Source organism: Rhizobacter sp. P2_G4, assembly GCF_056403575.1.
In genome coordinates, this window is record NZ_JBFUFG010000003.1 from 229,836 (window position 1) to 250,111 (window position 20,276).

Here is a 20,276-nt window from a genome sequence, read left to right on the forward strand (position 1 = left end):
GCGGCGCGATGACAGCGCATTGACAGCCTCGCGGCCGGCCTTCGGGTTCTCTCTTAATCGCGAGCGTCGGCCGCGCCGCCACCATTCGGGCCACCTCAACACGACAAGGAGACTGGCTTGAATCACTATCTCGAGAACTCGAAGGGCCCCTGGCTGGCTGGCCTTCTGTTTGCCGCAGCGACGCCGCTTGCCCACGCGCAGTCGAGCGTCACCATCTATGGCGTGATGGACGTCTTCGCCGAACACCGCTCGAACATGGTTGCCAACGGTGACGGCCGCTGGCTGCTGAACTCCGGCGGCATGAACACCTCGCGCCTGGGCTTTCGCGGGTCCGAAGACCTGGGTGGCGGCCTGAAGGCGATCTTCCAGCTCGAGAGCGAAGTCAACATGGACAGCGGGCAGGCCGCCGGCGGAGGCACCGCCTTTTGGGGCCGGCAGGCCAACGTCGGGCTGGAAAGCAGCAGCCTGGGCCGCCTGGTGGCCGGCCGTTCGTACAGCACCACCTATGACTTCGTCCTGCCGTTCGACCCGATGGGCTACGCGCCCAACTATTCGTGGGGCACGTCGGCCGGCGCGGCCGGCGGCGGCGCCACGGGCGGTGCCCGCAAGGACGGCATGGTCACCGGTGTCTCCAACATGTTGAAGTACCGCATTGCTTTCGGGCCCGTCAGCCTGGGTGCCACCTTCGGCGCAGGCGAGGGCACGGGCAACAAGGTCTATGCAGCGGCTGCCGCCTACAGCAGCGGCCCGCTCGGGTTCGTGCTGGCATGGGACAAGGTCGAGGCGCTTCCGGTGGCCGCAGGCCAGGACAAGACCCGCAGCGTTCACCTCGGCGCCAACTTCGCCGTGACCGACACCGTCAAGCTGTTTGCCGCCATTCGCGACTACGACAAGTCGTATGCCGTGGCCGGCGCCGGTGGTTCGCACGACAAGAGCCGCACGTGGTGGGTGGGTGCCAGTGTCGTCGCCATTCCGGCGCTGACCTTGACGGCGGCCTACTACAAGCAGGACATCCGCAGCGGCAAGACGCTGGGCGGCATCGATGACCCGGCACTGCTGGCACTGCGTGCAAAGTACGCTTTGTCCAAGCGGACGGACCTGTACACCGCGGTGGGCTACGGCAAGGCCGACACCGGCCCGGTGAGCGTGTCGCGCGACGACGCAGCCTTCGGAACCAAGCAGACCGGCATCACCGCCGGCATCCAGCACCGGTTCTAAGCAAGGCGAGGGCGCCGCTGCTGCATCGGTAGCGCGGCGCCTTTTACACGCGGGGCAGCAGGACGATCGCGTCCAGGCCCGCAACCTGCCCAGCTTCCATGCGGTTGAGCAGCTCGATGCTGCCGCCCGTGCGCTCGCACACCTCGCGGCAGATCGCGAGGCCCAGGCCGCTGCCGCTCGTGGGGTGGCCGGTGTGGAATGGTTCGAACAGGTGGTCCCGCATCGATTCCGCGATGCCCGGGCCACTGTCTCGCAGCAGCAGGCGCACCGCCTGCTCGGTGGCATTCACCGTGAGCGCCAAGGGCCGCCCCGGCGGCGTTTCGCGCACTGCGTTGTGCAAAAGGTTGCGCACCAGCTCGCGCAGCATCCACGCGTGCCCGTGTGTCCACACCGGCATCTCGGCGTGCAATTCGAAGTCGAGGTTCTTGTCGGCGATCAGCGGTGACATGTCGAGCGCCACTTCGCGGGCCACCTCGCTCAGGTCGACCGGGCCGGCTGCATCCTGCTCGTGCACCTGTTCGACCTTGGCCATTGCGAGCATCTGGTTCGCCAGGCGAATGGCGCGGTCGATCGTGCCGTGGATCTGCCCGAGCGTGACCTGCGGATCGGCGTGGCCGGACAGCCCGTTCTGCGCCTGTGTCTTGAGTACCGCGAGCGGCGTGCGCAGCTGGTGCGATGCATCGCGGACAAACTGCTTCTGCAGGCGAACCATGCGCGTGATCCGCTGCAGCAGGTCGTTCGTGGCCGCCACCACCGGCTGGAGTTCGAGCGGAAGCCCTTCGGTTCGAACGGGCGATAGATCGCGTTCACCCCGAGCAAGCACCTCGCGCCGGAGCACGTTCACCGGTCGCAGCGCGCGGCCGACAACCACCCAGGCGACGACCGCTACCACGGCGATCAGCAGCGCCTCGCGCAGCAGCGTGTCGATGAGCAGCCCCCGCGCCAACCGTTCTCGCACTTCGAGGGTTTCGGCGACCTGGATCAAGGCCACGCCCCGCTGGCTGGTGCTGGACATCGGCTCGTAGAGCGCTGCCATGCGGACGCGACGGCCGCGGTACTCGGTCTCGTAGAAATCGACCAGCGCCGCATAGGTGCTGCGCTTGGGCGGCGGCCCCTTGTACGCCGGCAGATCGCTGTGGCCCGACAGGAACTCGCCGTTGAAGCCCGAGATGCGGTAGTACATGCCGCCCTCGGTGCTCGCCTCGAAGATCTCCATGGCCGCAAAAGGGATCTCGACCTTCAGACCGTTCTCGTCCAGCTGCAGCAGCTCGCCGATGTAGCGCGCCGAGGCAAGCAGCGAGCGGTCATAGGCCGTGTTGATCGCATCGAGCGCACGCCGGTAACCGTCGACCGCGTCGATGCTCACGAACAGCGCGATCGGCAAGACGATGCCTGCCAGCAGATAGCGCCGCAGCGAGTGTTGTCGGCCCGGCTTCACGCAGCGGGTTTCAGGTCATCGTCGCGGAGCAGGTAGCCCAGGCCCCGCAGGGTGATGAGCGAGACACCGCTGCCGGCGAGTTTCTTGCGCAGCCGGTAGGCAACCACCTCGATGGCCTCGAACTGGATGTCCTGCTCCATCGGAAAGACCACCCGAAACAGCTTCTCCTTGGCCACCGCATGGCCCGGCCGCGCAATCAGCGCCTTGAGCAGCGCCTGTTCGCGCGGCGTGACTTCGAGCGGCTTGCCGGCGAGGTAGAACGCGCCGGAATCCACCTCCATCGTCAGCGGGCCGCACGAGAGCAGGGCGTCTTTCTTCGCATGGCGGCGGAGCAGCACGCGCACGCGCGCTTCGAGCTCGTCGAGGTCAAATGGCTTGGCCAGGTAGTCCTCGGCGCCGGCGTTCAGGCCGAGCACCCGGTCGCCCACCGCGCCACGCGCCGTCAGCACGAGGATCGGGACGTCGATGCCTTCGGTGTGAGCCTTGTGAAGCACCTGCAAGCCATCCATGCCGGGAAGCGTGAGGTCCAGCAAGGCGGCATCGGGCGGGTCATGGCGCAGGCACTGCAGGGCTTCGCTGCCGTTAGCGACATGCGACACCTCAAAGCCACGTCGCTCGAGGGCGAGTTGCAGTGCCTGTGCCATGGCGGCATCATCTTCGACCAAAAGCAATTTCATGGGCGGCAAGTGTGCCTCGTGCGAAGAGGACTTGTGACAAGGGTTGGCCCGCGTCACGGGCATGGCGGACAGCTCGATGACAGGCAGGCTTGCGGCGATTGATAGCCAATCGACAGCTTCGGCCGCCCGGCTAGGGTCGCCCCGGAGGGCGTGCAAATGTGCTGGTGGCAGCATGACATCTCAGTTTGAACAAAGGAGACACCATGCGCCGACTCGCGCTCAAAACCCTCGCCGCTTCGCTCGTCCTCGTGTTGGCAATGCCCTCACAAGCCGCTGACAACTTCAAGATCATGATTGGCGCCAACCCTGGCGGCGGCTACGACCAGGTCGGCCGCGGGCTCGGCAAGGCCATGCAGGAAGCCGGCGTGGCAGGCAGCGTGACCTACGAGAACAAGGGCGGTGCCGGCGGCACCATCGGGCTCGCCCAGTTCGCCAACTCCAGCAAGGGCGATCCCCACGCGATGATCGTGGTCGGCGCCATCATGGTCGGCGCCATCGTGCAGAACAACCCGCCGATCAAGCTGTCGGACGCGACACCGATCGCCCGCCTGATGGCCGAATACAACGTGTTCGTCGTGCCGGCCAACTCGCCCATCAAGTCGATGAAGGACGCGGTCGAGCAGATGAAGAAAGACCCGGCAAGCGTCAAATGGGGCGGCGGCTCGAAGGGCTCGATCGACCACCTGAGCGTGGCGATGATCGCCCGCGATGCCGGTGTCGACGTGAACAAGGTCAACTACGTGCCGTTCAAGGGCGGCGGCGAAGCCACTGCGGCCGTGCTCGGCGGCCACGTGACCGTGGGCACGAGCGGCTGGGGCGAGCTGCAGGAGTTCGTCAGCAGCGGAAAGATGCGCGCCATTGGCATCACCGCACCTGCGCGCGTCAAGGGCGTCGACGTCGCCACGCTGAAAGAGCAGGGCGTCAACGTGGAAATCGCCAACTGGCGCGGCGTCTACGGCGCCCCCGGCATCAGCGCCGAGCAGCGCAAGGCCCTGGCCGACAGCGTGATGAAGGCGACCAAGGCCAAATCGTGGGCGGACACCCTGGCCAAGAACAGCTGGGCACCGCTGCCGCTGATCGGCCCGGAGTTCGACAAGTACGTGGATGACGAGCACGCTCGCCTTCGCGCCCTGATGTCGAAGCTCGGCATGCTCTGAAAGGCGTGAACGCCTTCTGAGCATGCGTGCTCACCCGCTGCAACAGTCGTTGCGCCCTGGCGCGCAGCCACTGTTGCGGCTTTTGTCCTGTTGATGTTTTGTCTTTGAGTCGATCATGAAAAATCGGAGTTTCGTGTGGATCGGTGGCGGCGCGCTGCTGCTTGCCGCGCTGCTGGCCGTGGGTGCCGCGCAGATCAAGGGAAGCGCGGGCTATGCCGGCGCAGGGCCTGACTTCCTGCCGTGGACGGTTTCGGCGGCAATGGCCATTCTCGGCGTCTGCCTCATCGCGGGCGCACTCCGTTCGCACGCTGAATGGGTCAGCGCACCGGACTTTCCTCCACGCTGGCGAGCGGTCGCCTGGATCGGTGCCGGCCTGGTGCTCAACGCCTTGCTGATCGAGCACCTGGGCTTCATCCTGTCGTGCGCCGTGCTCTTTGCCTTTGCTGCGCGCGGCTTCCGCGTGGGCTCCGATGCCCGTCCGACCCTGCGCATGTTCGTGCAGGACCTGTTCATCGGCGCTGCCATCAGCGCCCCGGTGTTCTGGCTGTTCACCAAGGTGCTGGGCGTGACGCTGCCAGCGCTGGTGAAGGCCGGCGCCTGGATCTAAGGAGCGGTCATGGACGTCTGGACTTCGCTTCTCAACGGCTTCGCCACCGCCGGCACGCCGATCAACTTGATGTGGGCCTTCCTCGGCTGCCTGGTCGGCACCGCCGTGGGCGTGCTTCCCGGCATTGGCCCCGCGCTGGCAGTGGCCATGCTGCTGCCGCTGACCGCGCAGGTCGAACCGACCGCCTCGATGATCATGTTCGCCGGCATCTACTACGGCGCGATGTACGGTGGTTCCACCACCTCGATCCTGCTTAACACGCCGGGCGAGACTGCGTCGATGGTGACGGCCATGGAAGGCAACCTCATGGCGAAGAACGGCCGGGCTGGCGCGGCGCTGGCCACCGCGGCCATCGGCTCCTTCTTCGCAGGCACGATCGCCACCGTGCTGCTCACGCTCTTCGCGCCATGGCTCGCGGAGGTGGCCTTGCGGTTCGGCCCGCCGGAGAACTTCGCGCTGATGGTGCTGGCCTTCATCACTGTCTCGGCGGTGCTCGGTGCCAGTGTGCTGCGCGGCATGTGCTCATTGGCGCTGGGGCTCGCCGTCGGGCTGATCGGCATCGACGAGATCTCCGGCACCGCCCGCTACACGCTGGGTGTTCCGGAGCTGGTCGACCGCGTCGAGGTCACCTTGATGGCGGTGGGACTGTTCGCCGTCGGCGAGGCGCTGTATTACGGCCTGTACGAAGGCCGCGTCGTCGAGACGCAGCACAAGATGACGTCGCTGTACATGACGCGAGACGACTGGAAGCGCTCATGGCCGGCCTGGCTGCGCGGCACCTTTCTCGGCTTCCCGTTCGGCACCGTGCCGGCCGGCGGCACCGAGATCCCGACCTTTCTCTCCTACGCCACGGAGAAGAAGCTGTCCAAGCACAAGGAAGAGTTCGGTACCGTCGGCGCGATCGAAGGCGTGGCCGGCCCGGAGGCGGCCAACAATGCCACCGCCGCCGGCGTGCTGGTGCCGCTGCTGACGCTCGGCATCCCGACCTCGACCACCGCCGCCGTGCTGCTGTCGGCGTTCCAGAACTACGGCATCACGACCGGCCCGCAGCTCTTCACCAGCTCCAGCGCGCTGGTCTGGGCGCTGATCGCCTCGCTCTACATCGGCAACATCATGCTGCTGGTGCTGAACCTGCCGCTGGTCGGGCTGTGGGTCAAGCTGCTGAAGATTCCGCGCCACTGGCTTTATGCCGGCATCCTCGTCTTCGCGACGGTGGGCGTCTACGGCATGCGGCAATCGGCCTTCGACCTCTACCTGCTGTTCGGCATCGGCCTGCTCGGCATGCTGATGCGGCGCTTTGACTTCCCGACCGCACCAGTGATCGTCGGCATGATTCTCGGGCCGATGGCGGAGGCGCACTTCCGCAACGCCATGTCGATCGGCGAAGGCAAGCTCAGCGTCTTCATCGAACGGCCTCTGTCGCTGGCCGTGCTCGCGCTGTGCGTGGTGGTGATTGTTCTGCCGATCGTGATGCGATATCGCCGGCGCCAGGTCGAAGGGGCGGTCAAGCCAGCTTGATGGCGCTGACAGGCGCCTTTGCACGCGCATGAGCAGCGCGTGCATGAGATAGGCTTGAGGCCATGGACGCGCGCTCGATGATGCACAGAACTGCCCGGAGAGCGTTGCGCTCGTGCGCTGCAGTCATCGTCGCCGCCTTGCTCGGCCCGCTGTGCGAGCCGGCGCTTGCCGGCCCGCCCGATGGTTACCCAGCCGCCTACGGCAAGATCATTTCGGCGGCTCGCGATGAAGGCAAGGTGGTGGTGTATTCATCCACCGACGCCTCGGCCGTGGCCGCGCTGATTCGCGACTTCGAGCAGCTCTATCCAGGCGTGAAGGTCGACTACAACGACCTCAACACCGCCGAGTTGCACAACCGCTACCTCGCAGAGACGGCTGCCAAGCGCCCGTCCGCCGACGTGTTGTGGAGCTCGGCGATGGACCTGCAGATGAAGCTCGCGAACGACAACTATGCCGAGCGCTACAAGTCGCCCGAAGTGGGCTCGCTGCCCGACTGGGCGGTGTGGCGGGATTCCGCCTTCGGCACCACCTTCGAGCCGGCGGTGTTCGTCTACAACAAGCGCTTCGTCACCGGCAACGACATCCCGCAGACGCACGCCGACTTTGCCAGGCTGATCTCGACCCAGCGCGAGAAATACGGCGGCAACGTCATTACCTACGACGTCGAAAAATCGGCCATCGGCTTTCTATTCGCCACGCAGGACCTTCGGCTGCAGACCGGCTTCTGGGACCTGATCAAGGAGCTCGGCACGAATGGCGTCGAGCTCGAGACCAACACCTCGGTGATGGTCCAACGCATCGCCTCGGGGAAGGACTACCTCGGCTACAACCTGATCGGCTCGTACGCCTTGACCCGCGCACGGCGAGACCCCTTGATCGGCGTGGTGCTTCCGAAGGACTACACCTTGGTGATGTCGCGCATTGCGGTGCTGTCCCGGACGGCAGCACACCCCAATGCCGGCAAGCTGTGGCTCGACTACCTGCTGTCCAAACGAGGGCAGGCGCTGCTGTCTGCACGCTCCGAGTTGTTTTCGATTCGCAGCGACGTGCCGGGCGAATTCACCGCGGCCACGCTCCGAGAGACCCTGGGCGGCGCGCTGAAGGCCATCACGGTGGGGCCGGCCTTGCTGGTCTTTCTCGATCAGTCCAAGAAGCAGGACTTTCTGCGGCACTGGCGGCGCGAGACCAGCGCCGTCAAGTAGCGGCGGCCGCTGCTGAGCCGGCGGCTTGCTCCATGGCCGGGAAGACGATGCGAACGTGCAGCCCCGAGCCTGCCGCCGAGGTGCCAAGCTCGATGCGCGCGTGGTGGGCCGCGCTGATGTCGCGCACGATCGACAGCCCCAGGCCTGACCCGGCCTGCGCCGCCGTTGTCCCCCGGTAGAACCGCTCGAACACCATCTCACGCTCGTCCAGCGCGATGCCGGGACCGTCGTCTTCGACCTCCAGCACCGCCGGCGGCCCGTGCGCCACGCGAACCGTCACCGTGCCATGTGCGCGGCCATGCAGGATGGCGTTGTCGATCAGGTTCGCGACGAGTTCACGCAGCAGCAGCCCATGCCCCATGACGACCGCGGCTTCGGCCGATTCGTCGAAGCTCAGGTCGATCGACCGCTTGCGCGCCGCCGGCACGTAGTCGAGCGCGGTGGCGCGAACCAGCTGGCTCAGGTCGACGACTTCGTTGCGCTGGTTCTGCAGCACCTCGGGGTCCGTGCGCGCCTGAAGCAGCAGCTGCGAGATCAGGCGCGCCAGGCGGTCGATGTCTGAATGCACGTCGACCAGGGTTTCGCGCAGCAGATCGTCACGGTCTTGGCGAAGGCTGTATTCGATCTGCGTGCGCATTTCGGACAACGGTGTGCGCATCTGGTGCGAAGCGTCGGCAATCAATTGCTGGCGGCTCGCCAGCAACCGCTGGATGCGGGCGGTGTGCTGGTTCAGCGCGCCGATCAGCGGGCGCACTTCTTTCTGGACGCTCGATGCATCGATGGGAGCGAGGTCAGACGGGTCGCGCGCGACGATGCTGTCGCGCAGGCGTGACAGGGGCCGAAAGCCGCGCATCAGGCCGAACCAGACGAGCAGGCCCGCCGCCACGATCAGGGCCGCCTGCCGCATCAGACCTTCGACCAGTATCTGGTTCGACAGCGCGGCGCGTGCTTCGCCGGTCTCGGCCACGATCACGACGACGGGCGCTTCCATCGCCGAGCCGTAGAGCGGCTTGTTCATCGCCACCAGGTGAACCTGCTCGCCGCGGTATTGCTCGGCATAGGTGACCGATCCCTCGCCGGAAGGCGACAGCTTGCCGGGCAAGGGCAGGTCGTCGTAGCCGGTCAGTGTCTTGCCGCCCGGCGCAACGACGCGGTAGAAGATGCGTTCCTGGATGTTCGATTCCAGCAGCTGCAGCGCGGCGTACGGCAGGTCGACCACGATCTCGCCGTCTTTCACGTCGACGTTTTCGGCGATCGCGTCGGCTGACGCCATCAGCAAGCGATCGAAGGCGAGGTTGGCCGTCGAGACTGCAGCCAGGTTGCTGAGCCACGCGTTGACGAGCAACAGCAGCAGCAGCGGAACCAGCAACCAACGCAGCAGCTGAAGGCGAAGGCTGTCAGCCGGCTTCGAGAACATAGCCCAGGCCGCGCAAGGTCACGATGGCCACACCGGAGTCGTGAAGCTGCTTTCGCAGGCGATGGATGTAGATCTCGACCACGTCTTGCCCGGTCGTGGCGTCCATCGAGAAGACGTGTTCGTACAGCGCGGACTTGCTGACGGCTTTTCCGGCGCGCATGAGCAGCACCTCGAGCACTGCATGCTCCTTCGGCCGCAGCAGCAGCCTGCGGCCTTGCAGCGTGAACACGCGGCCGCTGCTGTCGTATTCCAGGGGACCGACGGCCAGCTTCGGTGCACTCGCGCCGTGTGCACGGCGTATCACCGCGTGCAGGCGCGCTTCGAGTTCGGTCAGGTCGAAGGGCTTGGGCATGTAGTCATCGGCGCCGAGGTTCAGGCCCTTGACGCGGTCTTCGAGTTCGCCACGCGCGGTCAGCACGATCACGGGTGTCGACTTGCCTCGCTCGCGCAGCCGCTGCAGCACGACCAGACCGTCCATGCTCGGCAATGAGAGATCGAGGATGACGGCGTCGTAGTTCTCGGTGAGCAGCAGCGAGTCGGCCTGCGCGCCATCGTGTGTCTGGTCGACCGCGAAACCGTGCTGTTCAAGGGCCTTGCTCAGCCAGGAGGCCAACTTGAGACTGTCTTCGACTAGCAGCAAACGCATGGTGAGAGAGATTCGATTTYGGCGGCGGGGGAGGGCCCGTCATTGGGCCGGGGCGACAAGGGCAACACGTCGGGGTTTTCCATAGGGGCTCGCAAAGTAAAGCGGCACGAAAGGTTCGCAAAAACAGAATGCGCCCGTGCGGTGTGAAGCGCCTCGCTGCAGACCGCACAACCGATCACGTCGCGCTCATCGCTGCGTGATCGTCAATCAAAAAAAGAGCCATCAGCCAACTCGAGACGAACGTATGAACAAGACCGCGATCTGCATGGCGATTCTCGCCACTTCTTCACCTGCCACGCCACGTTCTCGCATGAACGCTTCGATCTGAAGACCGGGACGACCGCGCCGATGCAAACCACCGAATTCCACCCGCAAAAGATTGCTTGAACATGAAAAAACTCTTCGCAACATCGACCTTGCTCGCCACATTGGTCGCCACCGCGTGGCCGTCGCTCGGCATGGCAGCCGACAAGGTTGTCTTGGCCGTTGGCGGCATGGAAAAACAGATCTACCTGCCTGCCCGCCTGACCGAGCAACTCGGCTTCTTCAAGGAGCAGGGCCTCGAAGTGGAGATGATCAACACGCGCGCCGGCGTGGAGGCCGAGAACGAATTGATCTCGGGTGACGTGCAGGCCGTGGTCGGTTTCTACGACCACACCATCGACATCCAGAGCAAGGGCAAGTCGATCACCTCCATCGTGCAACTCAGCCGCACGCCGGGCGAAGTGGAGCTGGTGGCGACCAAGCTGGCGAATGAAATCAAGTCGCCGGCCGACTTCAAGGGCCGCACGCTCGGCATCACCGGTGTCGGCTCGTCGACCGATTTTCTGACCCAGGCCCTCGCATCCAAGGCCGGACTGAAGGCCGGCGACTACTCGACCATCGCCGTCGGTGCGGGCGGTACGTTCATCGCGGCCATCAAGCAGAGCAAGATCGACGCAGGCATGAGTACCGAGCCCACGATCGGGCAGCTGCTGAGTACCGGTGAAGCCAAGGTGCTGGTCGACCTGCGTTCGGTGGAAACGACGCAGGCCGCGCTGGGCGGCCCGTACCCGGGCGCATCGCTGTACGTGTCGTCGAGCTGGCTGGAGAAGAACAAGCCGGTGGCGCAAAAGCTCGCCACCGCGATGGTCAAGACCATGCGCTGGATGGCCTCGCACTCGGCCGCCGAGATCGCCGACAAGATGCCCAAGGAGTACATGGTGGGCAACCGCGATCTGTACGTGCAGGGCTTGGCTGCAGGCAAGTCGCAGTTCACCGTGGATGGCCGCATGCCTGCCAATGGCCCCGAGACGGTGCTGAAGGTGATGTCTTCGTTCTCGAAGAACGTGATGGGAAAGCAGATCGACCTCAGCAAGACCTACTCGGTTGAGTTTGTCGACGCTGCCAACAAGGGACTCAAATGAAAGCGACGCCCGAAATGATGGTGCCCTCGATGAACGCCTCTTCGCCCCCAGCCATTCAGATCACCGGCGTGACGCGCCGCTTCCTGACACCGGAAGGCACCTTCCACACCGCCATGCACGACTTCAGCCTCACGGTGAAACGAGGCGAGTTCGTGTGCGTGGTCGGGCCGACAGGTTGCGGCAAGTCGACCACGCTGAACCTCGTCACCGGCCTGATCACGCCGAGTGCCGGGCAGGTGCGGGTGATGGGCCAGCCGGTCAACGGCATCGATCAACGCGTCGGCTTCGTCTTCCAGAGCGATGCGTTGTTCCCGTGGCGCAATGTGCTCGACAACGTGGCCGCCGGCCCGCGCTATCGCGGCGTATCGAAGGCCGAGGCCAACGACAAGGCCCGGCACTGGATCGCCCGCGTGGGGTTGGGCAAGTTCGAGACGCTCTATCCACACCAGTTGTCGGGTGGCATGCGCAAGCGCGTCGCCTTGGCCCAGACCTTCATCAACGAGCCGGAGATCCTGCTGCTCGACGAGCCCTTCAGCGCGCTCGACATGCAGACCCGTACCGTGATGCAGGACGAACTGCTCAAGCTGTGGTCCGGCACACAGGCTTCGGTGGTGTTCGTGACCCACGACCTCGAAGAAGCGGTGGCCCTCGCCGACCAGGTGGTGGTGCTGACCGCCAGCCCTGCGACGGTGAAGAAAGTGCACACCATCGACCTGCCGCGCCCGCGCGTCATGTCTGACATCCGCTACGAGCAGAAATTCATCGACATCGCCCGGCACATCTGGGACGACCTGCGAGAAGAAGTCCAGATCGGCCAACGGCTCCTGCCGTCCGCCACACATTGAACACGAGGTGCGCATGAACACGAATACAAGCATGACCGCAACAGCCACGACAACCCCATTGGCCGCTGCTACCCCGGCGGCACCCGCCGACTTTTCACTCGGCACGCTGGAACGGCAGGCACTCGCCCGCCACAAGCGGCGCCACGCCGTCGTCATCTCGCTGCGCATCGCGATCTTCGTCGCGGTGGTCGGGCTTTGGGAGGCTGCCACGGCGTTCGGCTGGATCGATCCTTTCTTCTTCGGCAGACCCTCCGGCGTCGCACGGCAGATCTATGAGTGGTTCACCGAGGGCACGTCGCAAGGCTCGCTGTGGGCACAGATGGCCGTCACGCTCGAAGAGACGGTGCTGGGCTTTCTGATCGGCTCGGTTGCAGGCATCGTCTGCGGCATCGCGCTCGGCCGCAACCGCTTCCTGGCCGACGTCTTCAGCCTGTACATCAAGATCGCCAACTCGATTCCGCGCGTGGTGCTCGGCTCGATCTTCATCATCTCGCTCGGCCTAGGCATGGCCTCCAAGGTGGCGCTGGCCGTCGTGATGGTGTTCTTCGTGGTCTTCGCCAACGCCTTTCAAGGTGTTCGCGAGGCAGACCGCGCGATGATCGCGAACGCACAGATTCTGGGTGCTTCGCAATGGCAGCTGACGACCACCGTCGTCATCCCGTCAGCGATGAGCTGGATTCTGGCCAGCCTGCATGTCAGCTTCGGCTTTGCGCTGGTGGGCGCGGTGGTGGGTGAGTTCCTCGGCTCCAAGCAGGGCATCGGCCTGCTGATCTCGACGGCGCAGGGCGCCTTCAATGCCAATGGCGTGTTCGCGGCGATGATCATCCTGGCGGTGCTCGCGCTCGGTGCGGAATACCTCATCACCTTGATCGAGAACCGTCTCGTTCGCTGGAAGCCGGCACAGCTGAGCGATCTCGGCGCTTGATCTCCTGGCGGTACCCCGGCGACGCGCGGGGTACCTTACCGGTTTAAGCTTGGCGCAGCTTTAAACCGTCGACCTGCCTGGAGACTCAGTGAACGTCTTGTATGTACACGGCATGGGTCGCTCCCCGTTATCGGGTTGGCTCATGCTGCGACGCCTGCGGAAAGTCGGGATGTCGACAAGCACCTTCGGATACATGGTTTCCTTGGAGACCTTCGATTCGATAGTGACGCGCCTGATCGCCCGCCTGGTTGAAACGGCCGAGACACATCCCTATGTGCTGGTCGGCCACTCACTCGGTGGCGTGCTGATTCGCGCTGCGCTGAATGGCCTGCCGGCAGGCGTCACCCATCCCAGGCATGTTTTCCTCCTGGGGTCGCCAATCAAGACATCGCGTCTGGCTGTTCGACTCAAGGCCAACGCTCTCTTTCGGTTTGCCACACGCGACTGCGGTCAACTTCTGAGCTCTGCCCATCGCCTCCAAGCAATCGGCAACATCTCGGCTCCGACGACTGCCATCATCGGTACTCGCGGAATCTCGATGAACCGCGGCCCGTTCGCAGGTGAGTTGAACGACGGCGTCGTTTCTGTATCCGAGGTCTCGGCACCATGGATCGGAACGCAGCTACAAATTCCCGTCATTCACGCTTGGCTTCCCGCCAGTGCGCTCACCACAGACATCATTTTGCGCACGGCGAATGCAGGCTAGCCCGTGAGACCGCTGGAATGCTTAAGCAATATCCTCGGCCCAAGAGGTTCGCTCCAGTGCCTATCACGTCGGAGCCCCTGGTTCAGGAACCGTAAAGACTGAAGGTGCAATATCGAGCAGACCCGTCCCGATCCGCAAAATGAAGAAGTTCGAGTGCATGAAAACTATCGTCACCTTGCTGCGAACACTGCTCTTCTTCACCCTCATGCTACTTTGGGCTTGCAATTTTCCGCATCACCAGGTCTCGGACTACATCGGCTCCATCTTCCCGTGGCCGAGTGAGAAATCGTGGAAGTGGAGCGCATTGCTGCTTGAGGGCGCGCTGATCCAACTTGCGATCGGTCTACCGATGGCGTTCCTGCTGAGCTTGACGTTCAGCAACTTGGCAATTCGCGTTGCCTGCGCGCTAGCGGCCGTTTTCGCGGTCCGTGCACTCTTCGAACTGCCAAGTACGCTGTCTCCACCGTTCGGCACGGCCTTAATCGTCTACCTGGCGGCCTGCCACTTTCTATCTCTCTTAGGTTTGACGGTAGTCGTTCGTCGTCGACTATTGCGCTTCAATCCTTCCTTCAAGCGTGCGCCCTTAAGAGCTGCCGCATAAGCCAAGCGTCGGCAACTGCTAGCGTGTTGAGTTGGCCTGATTCAAGGTAAAGAAGAGTCCTGCAAGCCCTCACCAAGCTCTTGCGACTTCATCACTGCTGTGAACGCTAAGGCTGGCTGGTGACAACCACAAGGTCACGAACAACTGCAGCGGCTTGGGACGCGCGCCGTGATTGATCAACTTCACCGCCACGGAGGGTCACCCGAACGTCCATGTCCGGCAGCAGCTTCAAGTGTGGGTTCGGGAACTCCGCCATCAGCGGCTTTTGCTCCATGTACCCCTCGACGATCACGGAGGAAAAGCGCAGCTTGCCTTCAATCGGATAAGCCGTCCCATCCTTCAGAAACAAGCGCACGCGCAGTGCGCCTCCATCGTTGACTTGCTGGGAGAGCCCCTCGTTCACCAACTGATGAACGGCGCCCGATGACGCAAGCTCGACCATCATCGGATCAAGAGGTTGGATCGTCACGAGCGGATCCAACCCATCCACGGAAACCAGCGTGCCCACGTCCACCGACGAGGCTCCGATGCGGCCCGCTGCAGGCGCCACGATGCGGGTTGCCAACATGCTCGCCTGAGCATTGCGAAGCGCCAACTGCGCCGCAGCCAGTTTCGACTTCGCATCAATCAATGACGCGGTGGTGTTGTCGGGCTCGCCTACACCGATGCCTGCCAGCTCTTGTTGCCAGCGCGCCTTGCGTTTTGCCGAAGCGAGCGCAGCCTCGGCTTTGGCGACCGCAGCAATGGCAGTCGCGACATTCGCACGGTGGGGCGCCGGATTGATCTGATACAGAAGCGCGCCGGCCTTGACCTCGCTGTGGTCCTTGAAGTTTCGAGACAGCACGGCCCCGCCAACGCGGGGCCGAATCTCGACGCTTCCTGGTGGCACCGTGCGCCCCGTCAACTCGATGGCGTCGGACTGCGCCGTGGCTTGATCCACGATGTTGGCTTCGCGCGCCGGCGACGGCCGGCCCGGTCCTGCCCACGCGTTCAGCAAACAGAGAAGCGGAAGAAGGGCGCAGAGTTGGCGCCGATTGGCAAAGCGTGCTGGCATGGCAGGTCTCAGATCAAATTCACTGAAGCGACTTGTGTGAGCCGGGATGTAGAAAGAATGATGGGGGAAAGGGCAAGAAGACACATGCCAATGCGCTGACCAATTCGTGATCATGCGATTGCGCGGCGTGCAAAGTGCTCAAGTCCGACGTCGATGGAAGCGCGGAGAAGAAGCCGGACACAGGTGCAGATGCGGCGTCGTCCTTCACGTCTCTCACGCGGGCTGACGGCTGCGGCGAGGCGTGATGACCGGGATCAGGTCATCGTCGTGCATGGGCTGGGTTTCTGCGAAAGCAGAGGGGATGTCATCGCTTTCCTGACCCAGAAACGATGACATCAGCACGTTGATGCGCACGCCTTCTGCACGAACTTCTGGAGGCTTCGGCTGGCTGGGCGGTGTGGGTGGGGCAGGGGGTGCAAGCGGGGCCGCCGATGGAGCCTGGTCGATTGCCGCCTTCACCAGCCGGCCGAGCGAGGTGCGGGCTGCCTGGAGCTGCAGCTCCGAGTTGACACGCTCGGCCCGGTGCCGCGCCACCACGGCTGACCACTGCTGGTCGACCTCATTGATCGCCTGCCGCATGCGTTTGTTGCCGTGCGAACGCGCAATTTGAATGGCCACAGCGAAGCCGACTGTCGCGCCACCCAGCGCGGCCGCTGCCATCAAGGGCCAGGATTCCTGAAATGTCGTCATGTGTTGCGAGCCCTTTGCGCGGGTGCCACGCACGCCCAGGCACAGGCCAGGCTTACGACACATTCACGTTCTATCGTCACGACCATCTGTGGTTTCCGTTGTGATGGAGTTTCATGCCGGGCCCGCGTAGAGGGTGTTGATCCGCCTGGTGTCCAGGCGCAAGCGTACCTTCGTGCCCATGCCGGGCGCACTCTGTATGTGCAGGTCGCCCCCGAGCAAACGCGAGCGCTCATCCATCGAGAGCAGGCCGTGCCCCCGATGCTTTTGCGAGGTGTCGAAGCCGATGCCGTCGTCCGCGATCGTCAATGACCAGCCATCGGCGTCCGGTTTCAGACTCAGTGCAACGTGCGTCGACATGGCATGCCGGCGCACGTTGGTGAGCGACTCCTGGACGATGCGGAACACCATCGTGGCCGCATCGGAAGGCAGGCCGTGGGCCGACGCTGCCAGCTCCAGCCGGCAAGGCACGCCGGTGTCGCGGGTGAACTCGGAGGCCTGCCATTCGATCGCTGCGATCAGGCCGCCATCGAGCGCCGGCGGGCGCAGCTGCGAGACCAGCGCACGCAAGCTGGCGACGAGGCGGTCCACCCGGTTGAGCAGCATGTCGTGCGGGCTGACGCCTGCCGACTGCTCGGTGCCTTCGCGCACGCGCAGCACCGAGACCTCCATGCGCAGTGCGGCGAGCTGCTGGCCCATCTCGTCGTGCAGCTCGCGCGAGATGCGCTTGCGTTCCTCTTCGAGGGCCATGGCGTTGTGCTCGCCGAGTTTGCGCAGTGCCTGCTGCGAGGCCTCGAGCTCGGCGGTGCGCGCACGGACCTTGTGCTCGAGCTCTTCGCACGCGTCCTGCACGCGGCTGGCCATGGCGGCGAACTCGCGCGCAACGTCGCCGATCTCGTCCTGCGCTTGCGTGGGCAGCATGCTGTGGTCCACCGGTTGCTGGGCGAGCCCGAGACGTTTCATGGCATCGGTGAGCTGCAGCAGCGGCCGCGCCACCTGCTGCAGCAGGATCGAGCGGATGATGAGAATCTCCACCGCCAGCATCACCAGCCCGAGGCCGACGACGATGCCCAGGTTGAGCAGGGTGGCCGGCCGCATCAAGGCCTTGGGGTAGCGAACGGCCAGGGCCCATTGCGTCTCCGGGATCACGCCGAGCGCGACGATCTCGTGCGGCGTGTCGATCAACTGCACCTCGCCTGGCTTCGCCGAATGGCTGGCCTTGAGCAACGGGAGGTCGTCTTTCAATTCCAGTGAGTGAATCGAGGCCTGGCCTTCGCTGAGCTTGATGGCCTCGGCGTGGTCTGCATGAAAGATCAGCGTGCCCTTGTCGTCGACCTGGAAGATGGTGCTCTGCGATCCAGCGAGCAGCGGCGCGGCGGTGCGTTGCATCAACTGATCGAGCAGCACATCCACGCAGGCAAGGATCTTGTGCCGGCCCGACGCATCGGCGGCGTCGGCTGTCGCAACGGTGGTCATCCAGGCGTTGTTCGAGAAGTCCCAGTACATGCGGGTGAAGAGCGTGTCGCTCTTCGCCGACCCGAACCCGCGCTCGTAGAACTCGTAGGTCTCGAGCTTCAGCGCCTCAGGCCCTGAGTAGGTGAAGATCTTCGCGATGTCGGCCGCTTGGTAGATCGGGAAACCTTTCTCGGGCACCACGCCATAGAAGTTGAAGAGCCGCCCCTTCGTGCTCGAACCGTACTTGTTCGACAGCAGGTACGACAGCATGAACCGTGCCTTGATGTCGTCGTCGGGCGGTGTCTGCGGCGCGTAGGTGGCCGACATCAGCGGGAAGCGCCGGCCATCGGGCAGCGCCTGGCCTTCGAACAGGCCCGGCCGCTGGGTGTACGAACCGTCGTCGTGGCGGTAGAAGACGAGGTCGAAGTCGTGTGCCAGCGTCACGCGTTCGCGCGGGTCGGCGTAGGCCGATTTGAATTCGTCGAGGAAGTTCTTCTGCAGGGCTTTGATCTCCCTGAACTCGAGCGATTCGCGCTGCAGCTTCTGCTCGGTCGACGTCACCAGCTGCCGCTGTATGGCCTGCTTGATCGATGCGTCATTCACCCAGTAGGAGACCACGCCGCCGAGGGCCGAGACGAGCGCGATGCGCATCGCCGTACGGTAAAGGGCTCGCGCGACGATGGACTGCTTCATTGAGGCGCGGAGCTGGACAACGGTGTAACGGAAGCGACGAGTCTAGAAAGAACCCAGGCACCTCACATGACGGAACTCTTATCAATCCATGACGACCTGAGGAGAGAAGCCCCGCGGTGCCAAAGATTCCCGTCGACGGCGCGCGGCGCAAATCGTGACCTGTTCAGCGTCGAGCGTCACCAGGCGCCCTCGTACAAATCGTTGCCAAAGCCCGCCAGTGGCCGAAGCCTTTTGGATCGGTCCGAAAAAAGCGCGTCGATATACTTTGCCGATGCGCCGCTTCGTTGCGATCCTCCTGCTGATGGTTCTGTCGGTCCAGTTCTCTTGGGCGGCTGCGGCGAGCTATTGCGAGCATGAGCAAGACGCAACACCCCAGCACATCGGCCACCACGAACACCAGCACCCCCAGGCTGAACCGGAGGTCGACAAGTCCCTGGCCGATACCCCGGATGAAGACGGCTCGAAGAAGGCCGCAGGCGGCCACGCCGACTGCGCCTACTGCCATCTGAGCGCAGCCAAGAACTTCTCCACGCTGACGATGACGCTGCCTCGCAGCGCCGCATCTTCACCCGCACTCGCAGCCACCGTGGCGGTCGAGTCGCATCTGCTCGAGCGCATCGAACGCCCGAAATGGCACCGCGCCTGATCCGGCGCGGTCGCTCGTCCTTCTCAGCTCACCTCTGACTGCCGACTGATTCCGCGCCGGATTCTTCCCTCGTTGCCTTTTCAACGTTCTGGAGAATTCGATGCGCAGGCTGTTGCCGGCCCTGGTATGGGCCGCCCTTGTTCCTATCTTTGTTCCTATTTCGTCCGTGGCCCAACAGGCCGCGCCTCCGCCTTCCACCGCGGCGACCACACTCACGCTGCAGCAGGCTCAAGCTGCCGCACTGACCCATCACCCCGCGCTGCTCGCTGCGCAACGAGAGGTCGAGATCAGCGAGGCCGGTCAGATCCAGGCTGGCGCTCGCCCCAATCCGACCCTGAGCGCCGAGGTGGAAGACACCCGGCGCGCCACGCGAACGACGACCATCCTCCTCGCGCAGCCGATCGAGCTGGGCGGCAAGCGATCCTCTCGACTTCAGGCGGCTGATCGCACACGCGACCTGGCGCTGGCCAGCCTGAAAGACCGGCGTGCGGAGATCCGCGCCGCAGTCACTGCCGCTTTCTTCGATGCGCTGATTGCGCAGGAGCGCGAACAGCTGGCCGATGCTTCGCTGAAGCTCACCCAGCGCGGCACCCTGGCCGTGGGCAACCGCGTGACGGCCGGCAAGGTCTCACCTGTCGAAGAGACACGTGCCAAGCTGGCCGAGGCCAATGTCCGCATGGAAGAGATGAAGGCGCGCAGCGAGCTCGCCACCGCACGACAACGCCTCGCGTCGGCCATGGGCTCGCCCGCGGGCACGGCAACGCTGCAAGGCATGGCCGCAGACATACCTTCGGAGCCAGAGGCTGGCCAGAGCGACGCGCGTGGCAGGCAATCTCCGGCCACTCAACGAGCGCGTGCCGAAGTGGAACACGCCGCAGCGCTGGTCGACGTGGAGCGCGGCCGGCAAACGCCGGACGTGACGGTCAGCGTGGGCGCCAAGCGCGACGCCGAAGCGCAGCGCCAGGTGGCAGTGATCGGCCTGTCGATTCCGCTGCCGTTTTTCGACACCAACCGCGGTGCGGTGCTGGCATCGCATCGGCGCCTGGACCAAGCACGCGATGAGCTGGCGATGACGGAACTGCGTGTCCAGACCGAGCTGCACGCCGCCGTCGAGCAGCTGCGCACGGCACGCGCCGAAGCACGGTCCTTGCAGGACGAGGTTCTCCCCGCGGCGCGGAGCGCTCACGACGCCACGGTGGCCGGCTACGAACTCGGGAAGTTTGGCTTGCTGGAAGTGCTGGATGCGCAACGCAGCCTGCTGCAGGCCAGAACGCAACACCTGCAGGCCTTGTCCAGCGCGCACCGCGCGGCGGTCGACGTCGAGCGCCTGCTTGGCGAGCCCGCTGCAGCCTCCCAAAACACTCCGACCACGAGATAG

General features: G+C 64.5%; 19 protein-coding genes. 12 read left to right on the plus strand and 7 right to left on the minus strand.

What is annotated here, in order from left to right; genetic code table 11:
- Positions 1–117 precede the first annotated feature (117 nt).
- Positions 118–1,218 (plus strand): porin, encoded by a 1,101-nt coding sequence (locus AC1DYS_RS13960; protein ID WP_477900049.1) that lies wholly within the window; start codon positions 118–120, stop codon positions 1,216–1,218.
- A 43-nt stretch (positions 1,219–1,261) separates the two neighbouring features.
- Here AC1DYS_RS13960 and AC1DYS_RS13965 read toward each other — a convergent pair whose 3' ends face one another.
- Together AC1DYS_RS13965 and AC1DYS_RS13970 are read right to left on the minus strand one after the other, a co-directional pair.
- A complete protein-coding gene (locus AC1DYS_RS13965) occupies positions 1,262–2,656 on the minus strand; it encodes a sensor histidine kinase (protein WP_477900051.1) in 1,395 nt (464 codons plus the stop codon).
- Positions 2,653–3,333, minus strand: a complete 681-nt coding sequence (locus tag AC1DYS_RS13970; RefSeq protein WP_477900053.1) for a response regulator — start codon at positions 3,331–3,333, stop codon at positions 2,653–2,655. Before AC1DYS_RS13970 ends, AC1DYS_RS13965 begins: the two co-directional genes overlap by 4 nt.
- A gap of 203 nt (positions 3,334–3,536) precedes the next feature.
- Between AC1DYS_RS13970 and AC1DYS_RS13975 the strand changes: the two genes are divergently transcribed.
- From AC1DYS_RS13975 to AC1DYS_RS13990, 4 genes are all read left to right on the plus strand, one after another.
- Positions 3,537–4,490 (plus strand): Bug family tripartite tricarboxylate transporter substrate binding protein, encoded by a 954-nt coding sequence (locus AC1DYS_RS13975; RefSeq protein ID WP_047495910.1) that lies wholly within the window; start codon positions 3,537–3,539, stop codon positions 4,488–4,490.
- A gap of 115 nt (positions 4,491–4,605) precedes the next feature.
- Positions 4,606–5,097: a tripartite tricarboxylate transporter TctB family protein gene (locus AC1DYS_RS13980; protein ID WP_477900055.1), complete on the plus strand. Its 492-nt coding sequence runs from the start codon at positions 4,606–4,608 to the stop codon at positions 5,095–5,097.
- 9 nt (positions 5,098–5,106) lie between these two features.
- The gene (locus tag AC1DYS_RS13985; RefSeq protein WP_477900057.1) at positions 5,107–6,615 is read left to right on the plus strand and encodes a tripartite tricarboxylate transporter permease; all 1,509 of its coding nucleotides are present in this window, start codon (positions 5,107–5,109) and stop codon (positions 6,613–6,615) included.
- Positions 6,616–6,695: 80 nt separating this feature from the next.
- Entirely contained in the window at positions 6,696–7,817 is a 1,122-nt protein-coding gene (locus AC1DYS_RS13990; protein ID WP_477900828.1) for an ABC transporter substrate-binding protein, read from the plus strand.
- Here the strand turns inward: AC1DYS_RS13990 and AC1DYS_RS13995 are convergent.
- Both AC1DYS_RS13995 and AC1DYS_RS14000 read right to left on the minus strand, forming a co-directional pair.
- A complete protein-coding gene (locus tag AC1DYS_RS13995) occupies positions 7,810–9,234 on the minus strand; it encodes a sensor histidine kinase (protein ID WP_477900059.1) in 1,425 nt (474 codons plus the stop codon). The genes AC1DYS_RS13990 and AC1DYS_RS13995 overlap by 8 nt on opposite strands.
- A complete protein-coding gene (locus AC1DYS_RS14000) occupies positions 9,215–9,880 on the minus strand; it encodes a response regulator (protein WP_477900061.1) in 666 nt (221 codons plus the stop codon). The genes AC1DYS_RS13995 and AC1DYS_RS14000 overlap by 20 nt, the downstream gene beginning before the upstream one ends.
- A 389-nt stretch (positions 9,881–10,269) precedes the next feature.
- Between AC1DYS_RS14000 and AC1DYS_RS14005 the strand changes: the two genes are divergently transcribed.
- From AC1DYS_RS14005 to AC1DYS_RS14025, 5 genes are all read left to right on the plus strand, one after another.
- Complete coding sequence (locus AC1DYS_RS14005) at positions 10,270–11,286, plus strand: ABC transporter substrate-binding protein (RefSeq protein ID WP_477900063.1); 1,017 nt, start codon at positions 10,270–10,272, stop codon at positions 11,284–11,286.
- A gap of 17 nt (positions 11,287–11,303) precedes the next feature.
- A complete protein-coding gene (locus AC1DYS_RS14010) occupies positions 11,304–12,131 on the plus strand; it encodes an ABC transporter ATP-binding protein (protein ID WP_477900830.1) in 828 nt (275 codons plus the stop codon).
- Positions 12,132–12,162: 31 nt separating this feature from the next.
- Positions 12,163–13,056, plus strand: a complete 894-nt coding sequence (locus AC1DYS_RS14015) for an ABC transporter permease (protein WP_477900065.1) — start codon at positions 12,163–12,165, stop codon at positions 13,054–13,056.
- Between the two features lie 169 nt (positions 13,057–13,225).
- Positions 13,226–13,762, plus strand: coding sequence for an alpha/beta fold hydrolase (locus AC1DYS_RS14020; RefSeq protein ID WP_477900067.1), 537 nt, complete (start codon positions 13,226–13,228; stop codon positions 13,760–13,762).
- Between the two features lie 157 nt (positions 13,763–13,919).
- Positions 13,920–14,363 carry a hypothetical protein gene (locus AC1DYS_RS14025; RefSeq protein ID WP_477900069.1) on the plus strand — a complete coding sequence of 148 codons (444 nt, stop codon included), beginning with the start codon at positions 13,920–13,922 and terminating at the stop codon, positions 14,361–14,363.
- A 106-nt stretch (positions 14,364–14,469) separates the two neighbouring features.
- Here the strand turns inward: AC1DYS_RS14025 and AC1DYS_RS14030 are convergent, their stop codons facing one another.
- The 3 genes from AC1DYS_RS14030 to AC1DYS_RS14040 form a co-directional block, all read right to left on the minus strand.
- A complete protein-coding gene (locus tag AC1DYS_RS14030; protein ID WP_477900071.1) occupies positions 14,470–15,417 on the minus strand; it encodes an efflux RND transporter periplasmic adaptor subunit in 948 nt (315 codons plus the stop codon).
- Positions 15,418–15,630: 213 nt separating this feature from the next.
- Entirely contained in the window at positions 15,631–16,107 is a 477-nt protein-coding gene (locus AC1DYS_RS14035; protein WP_477900073.1) for a hypothetical protein, read from the minus strand.
- A gap of 111 nt (positions 16,108–16,218) precedes the next feature.
- Complete coding sequence (locus AC1DYS_RS14040; RefSeq protein WP_477900075.1) at positions 16,219–18,252, minus strand: ATP-binding protein; 2,034 nt, start codon at positions 18,250–18,252, stop codon at positions 16,219–16,221.
- 271 nt (positions 18,253–18,523) lie between these two features.
- Here AC1DYS_RS14040 and AC1DYS_RS14045 point away from each other — a divergent pair, with 271 nt between their 5' ends.
- Both AC1DYS_RS14045 and AC1DYS_RS14050 read left to right on the plus strand, forming a co-directional pair.
- Positions 18,524–18,898: a DUF2946 family protein gene (locus tag AC1DYS_RS14045; RefSeq protein WP_477900077.1), complete on the plus strand. Its 375-nt coding sequence runs from the start codon at positions 18,524–18,526 to the stop codon at positions 18,896–18,898.
- 166 nt (positions 18,899–19,064) lie between these two features.
- Positions 19,065–20,276: a TolC family protein gene (locus AC1DYS_RS14050; protein WP_477900079.1), complete on the plus strand. Its 1,212-nt coding sequence runs from the start codon at positions 19,065–19,067 to the stop codon at positions 20,274–20,276.

Coding starts and splice junctions, on each gene's coding strand:
- AC1DYS_RS13970 (WP_477900053.1), bottom strand. CDS start 3,333: ATGAAATTGCTTTTGGTCGAAGATGATGCCGCCATGGCACAGGCACTG.
- AC1DYS_RS13975 (WP_047495910.1), top strand. CDS start 3,537: ATGCGCCGACTCGCGCTCAAAACCCTCGCCGCTTCGCTCGTCCTCGTG.
- AC1DYS_RS13980 (WP_477900055.1), top strand. CDS start 4,606: ATGAAAAATCGGAGTTTCGTGTGGATCGGTGGCGGCGCGCTGCTGCTT.
- AC1DYS_RS13985 (WP_477900057.1), top strand. CDS start 5,107: ATGGACGTCTGGACTTCGCTTCTCAACGGCTTCGCCACCGCCGGCACG.
- AC1DYS_RS13990 (WP_477900828.1), top strand. CDS start 6,696: ATGCACAGAACTGCCCGGAGAGCGTTGCGCTCGTGCGCTGCAGTCATC.
- AC1DYS_RS13995 (WP_477900059.1), bottom strand. CDS start 9,234: ATGTTCTCGAAGCCGGCTGACAGCCTTCGCCTTCAGCTGCTGCGTTGG.
- AC1DYS_RS14000 (WP_477900061.1), bottom strand. CDS start 9,880: ATGCGTTTGCTGCTAGTCGAAGACAGTCTCAAGTTGGCCTCCTGGCTG.
- AC1DYS_RS14005 (WP_477900063.1), top strand. CDS start 10,270: ATGAAAAAACTCTTCGCAACATCGACCTTGCTCGCCACATTGGTCGCC.
- AC1DYS_RS14010 (WP_477900830.1), top strand. CDS start 11,304: ATGGTGCCCTCGATGAACGCCTCTTCGCCCCCAGCCATTCAGATCACC.
- AC1DYS_RS14015 (WP_477900065.1), top strand. CDS start 12,163: ATGACCGCAACAGCCACGACAACCCCATTGGCCGCTGCTACCCCGGCG.
- AC1DYS_RS14020 (WP_477900067.1), top strand. CDS start 13,226: ATGTCGACAAGCACCTTCGGATACATGGTTTCCTTGGAGACCTTCGAT.
- AC1DYS_RS14025 (WP_477900069.1), top strand. CDS start 13,920: ATGAAAACTATCGTCACCTTGCTGCGAACACTGCTCTTCTTCACCCTC.
- AC1DYS_RS14030 (WP_477900071.1), bottom strand. CDS start 15,417: ATGCCAGCACGCTTTGCCAATCGGCGCCAACTCTGCGCCCTTCTTCCG.
- AC1DYS_RS14035 (WP_477900073.1), bottom strand. CDS start 16,107: ATGACGACATTTCAGGAATCCTGGCCCTTGATGGCAGCGGCCGCGCTG.
- AC1DYS_RS14040 (WP_477900075.1), bottom strand. CDS start 18,252: ATGAAGCAGTCCATCGTCGCGCGAGCCCTTTACCGTACGGCGATGCGC.
- AC1DYS_RS14045 (WP_477900077.1), top strand. CDS start 18,524: ATGCGCCGCTTCGTTGCGATCCTCCTGCTGATGGTTCTGTCGGTCCAG.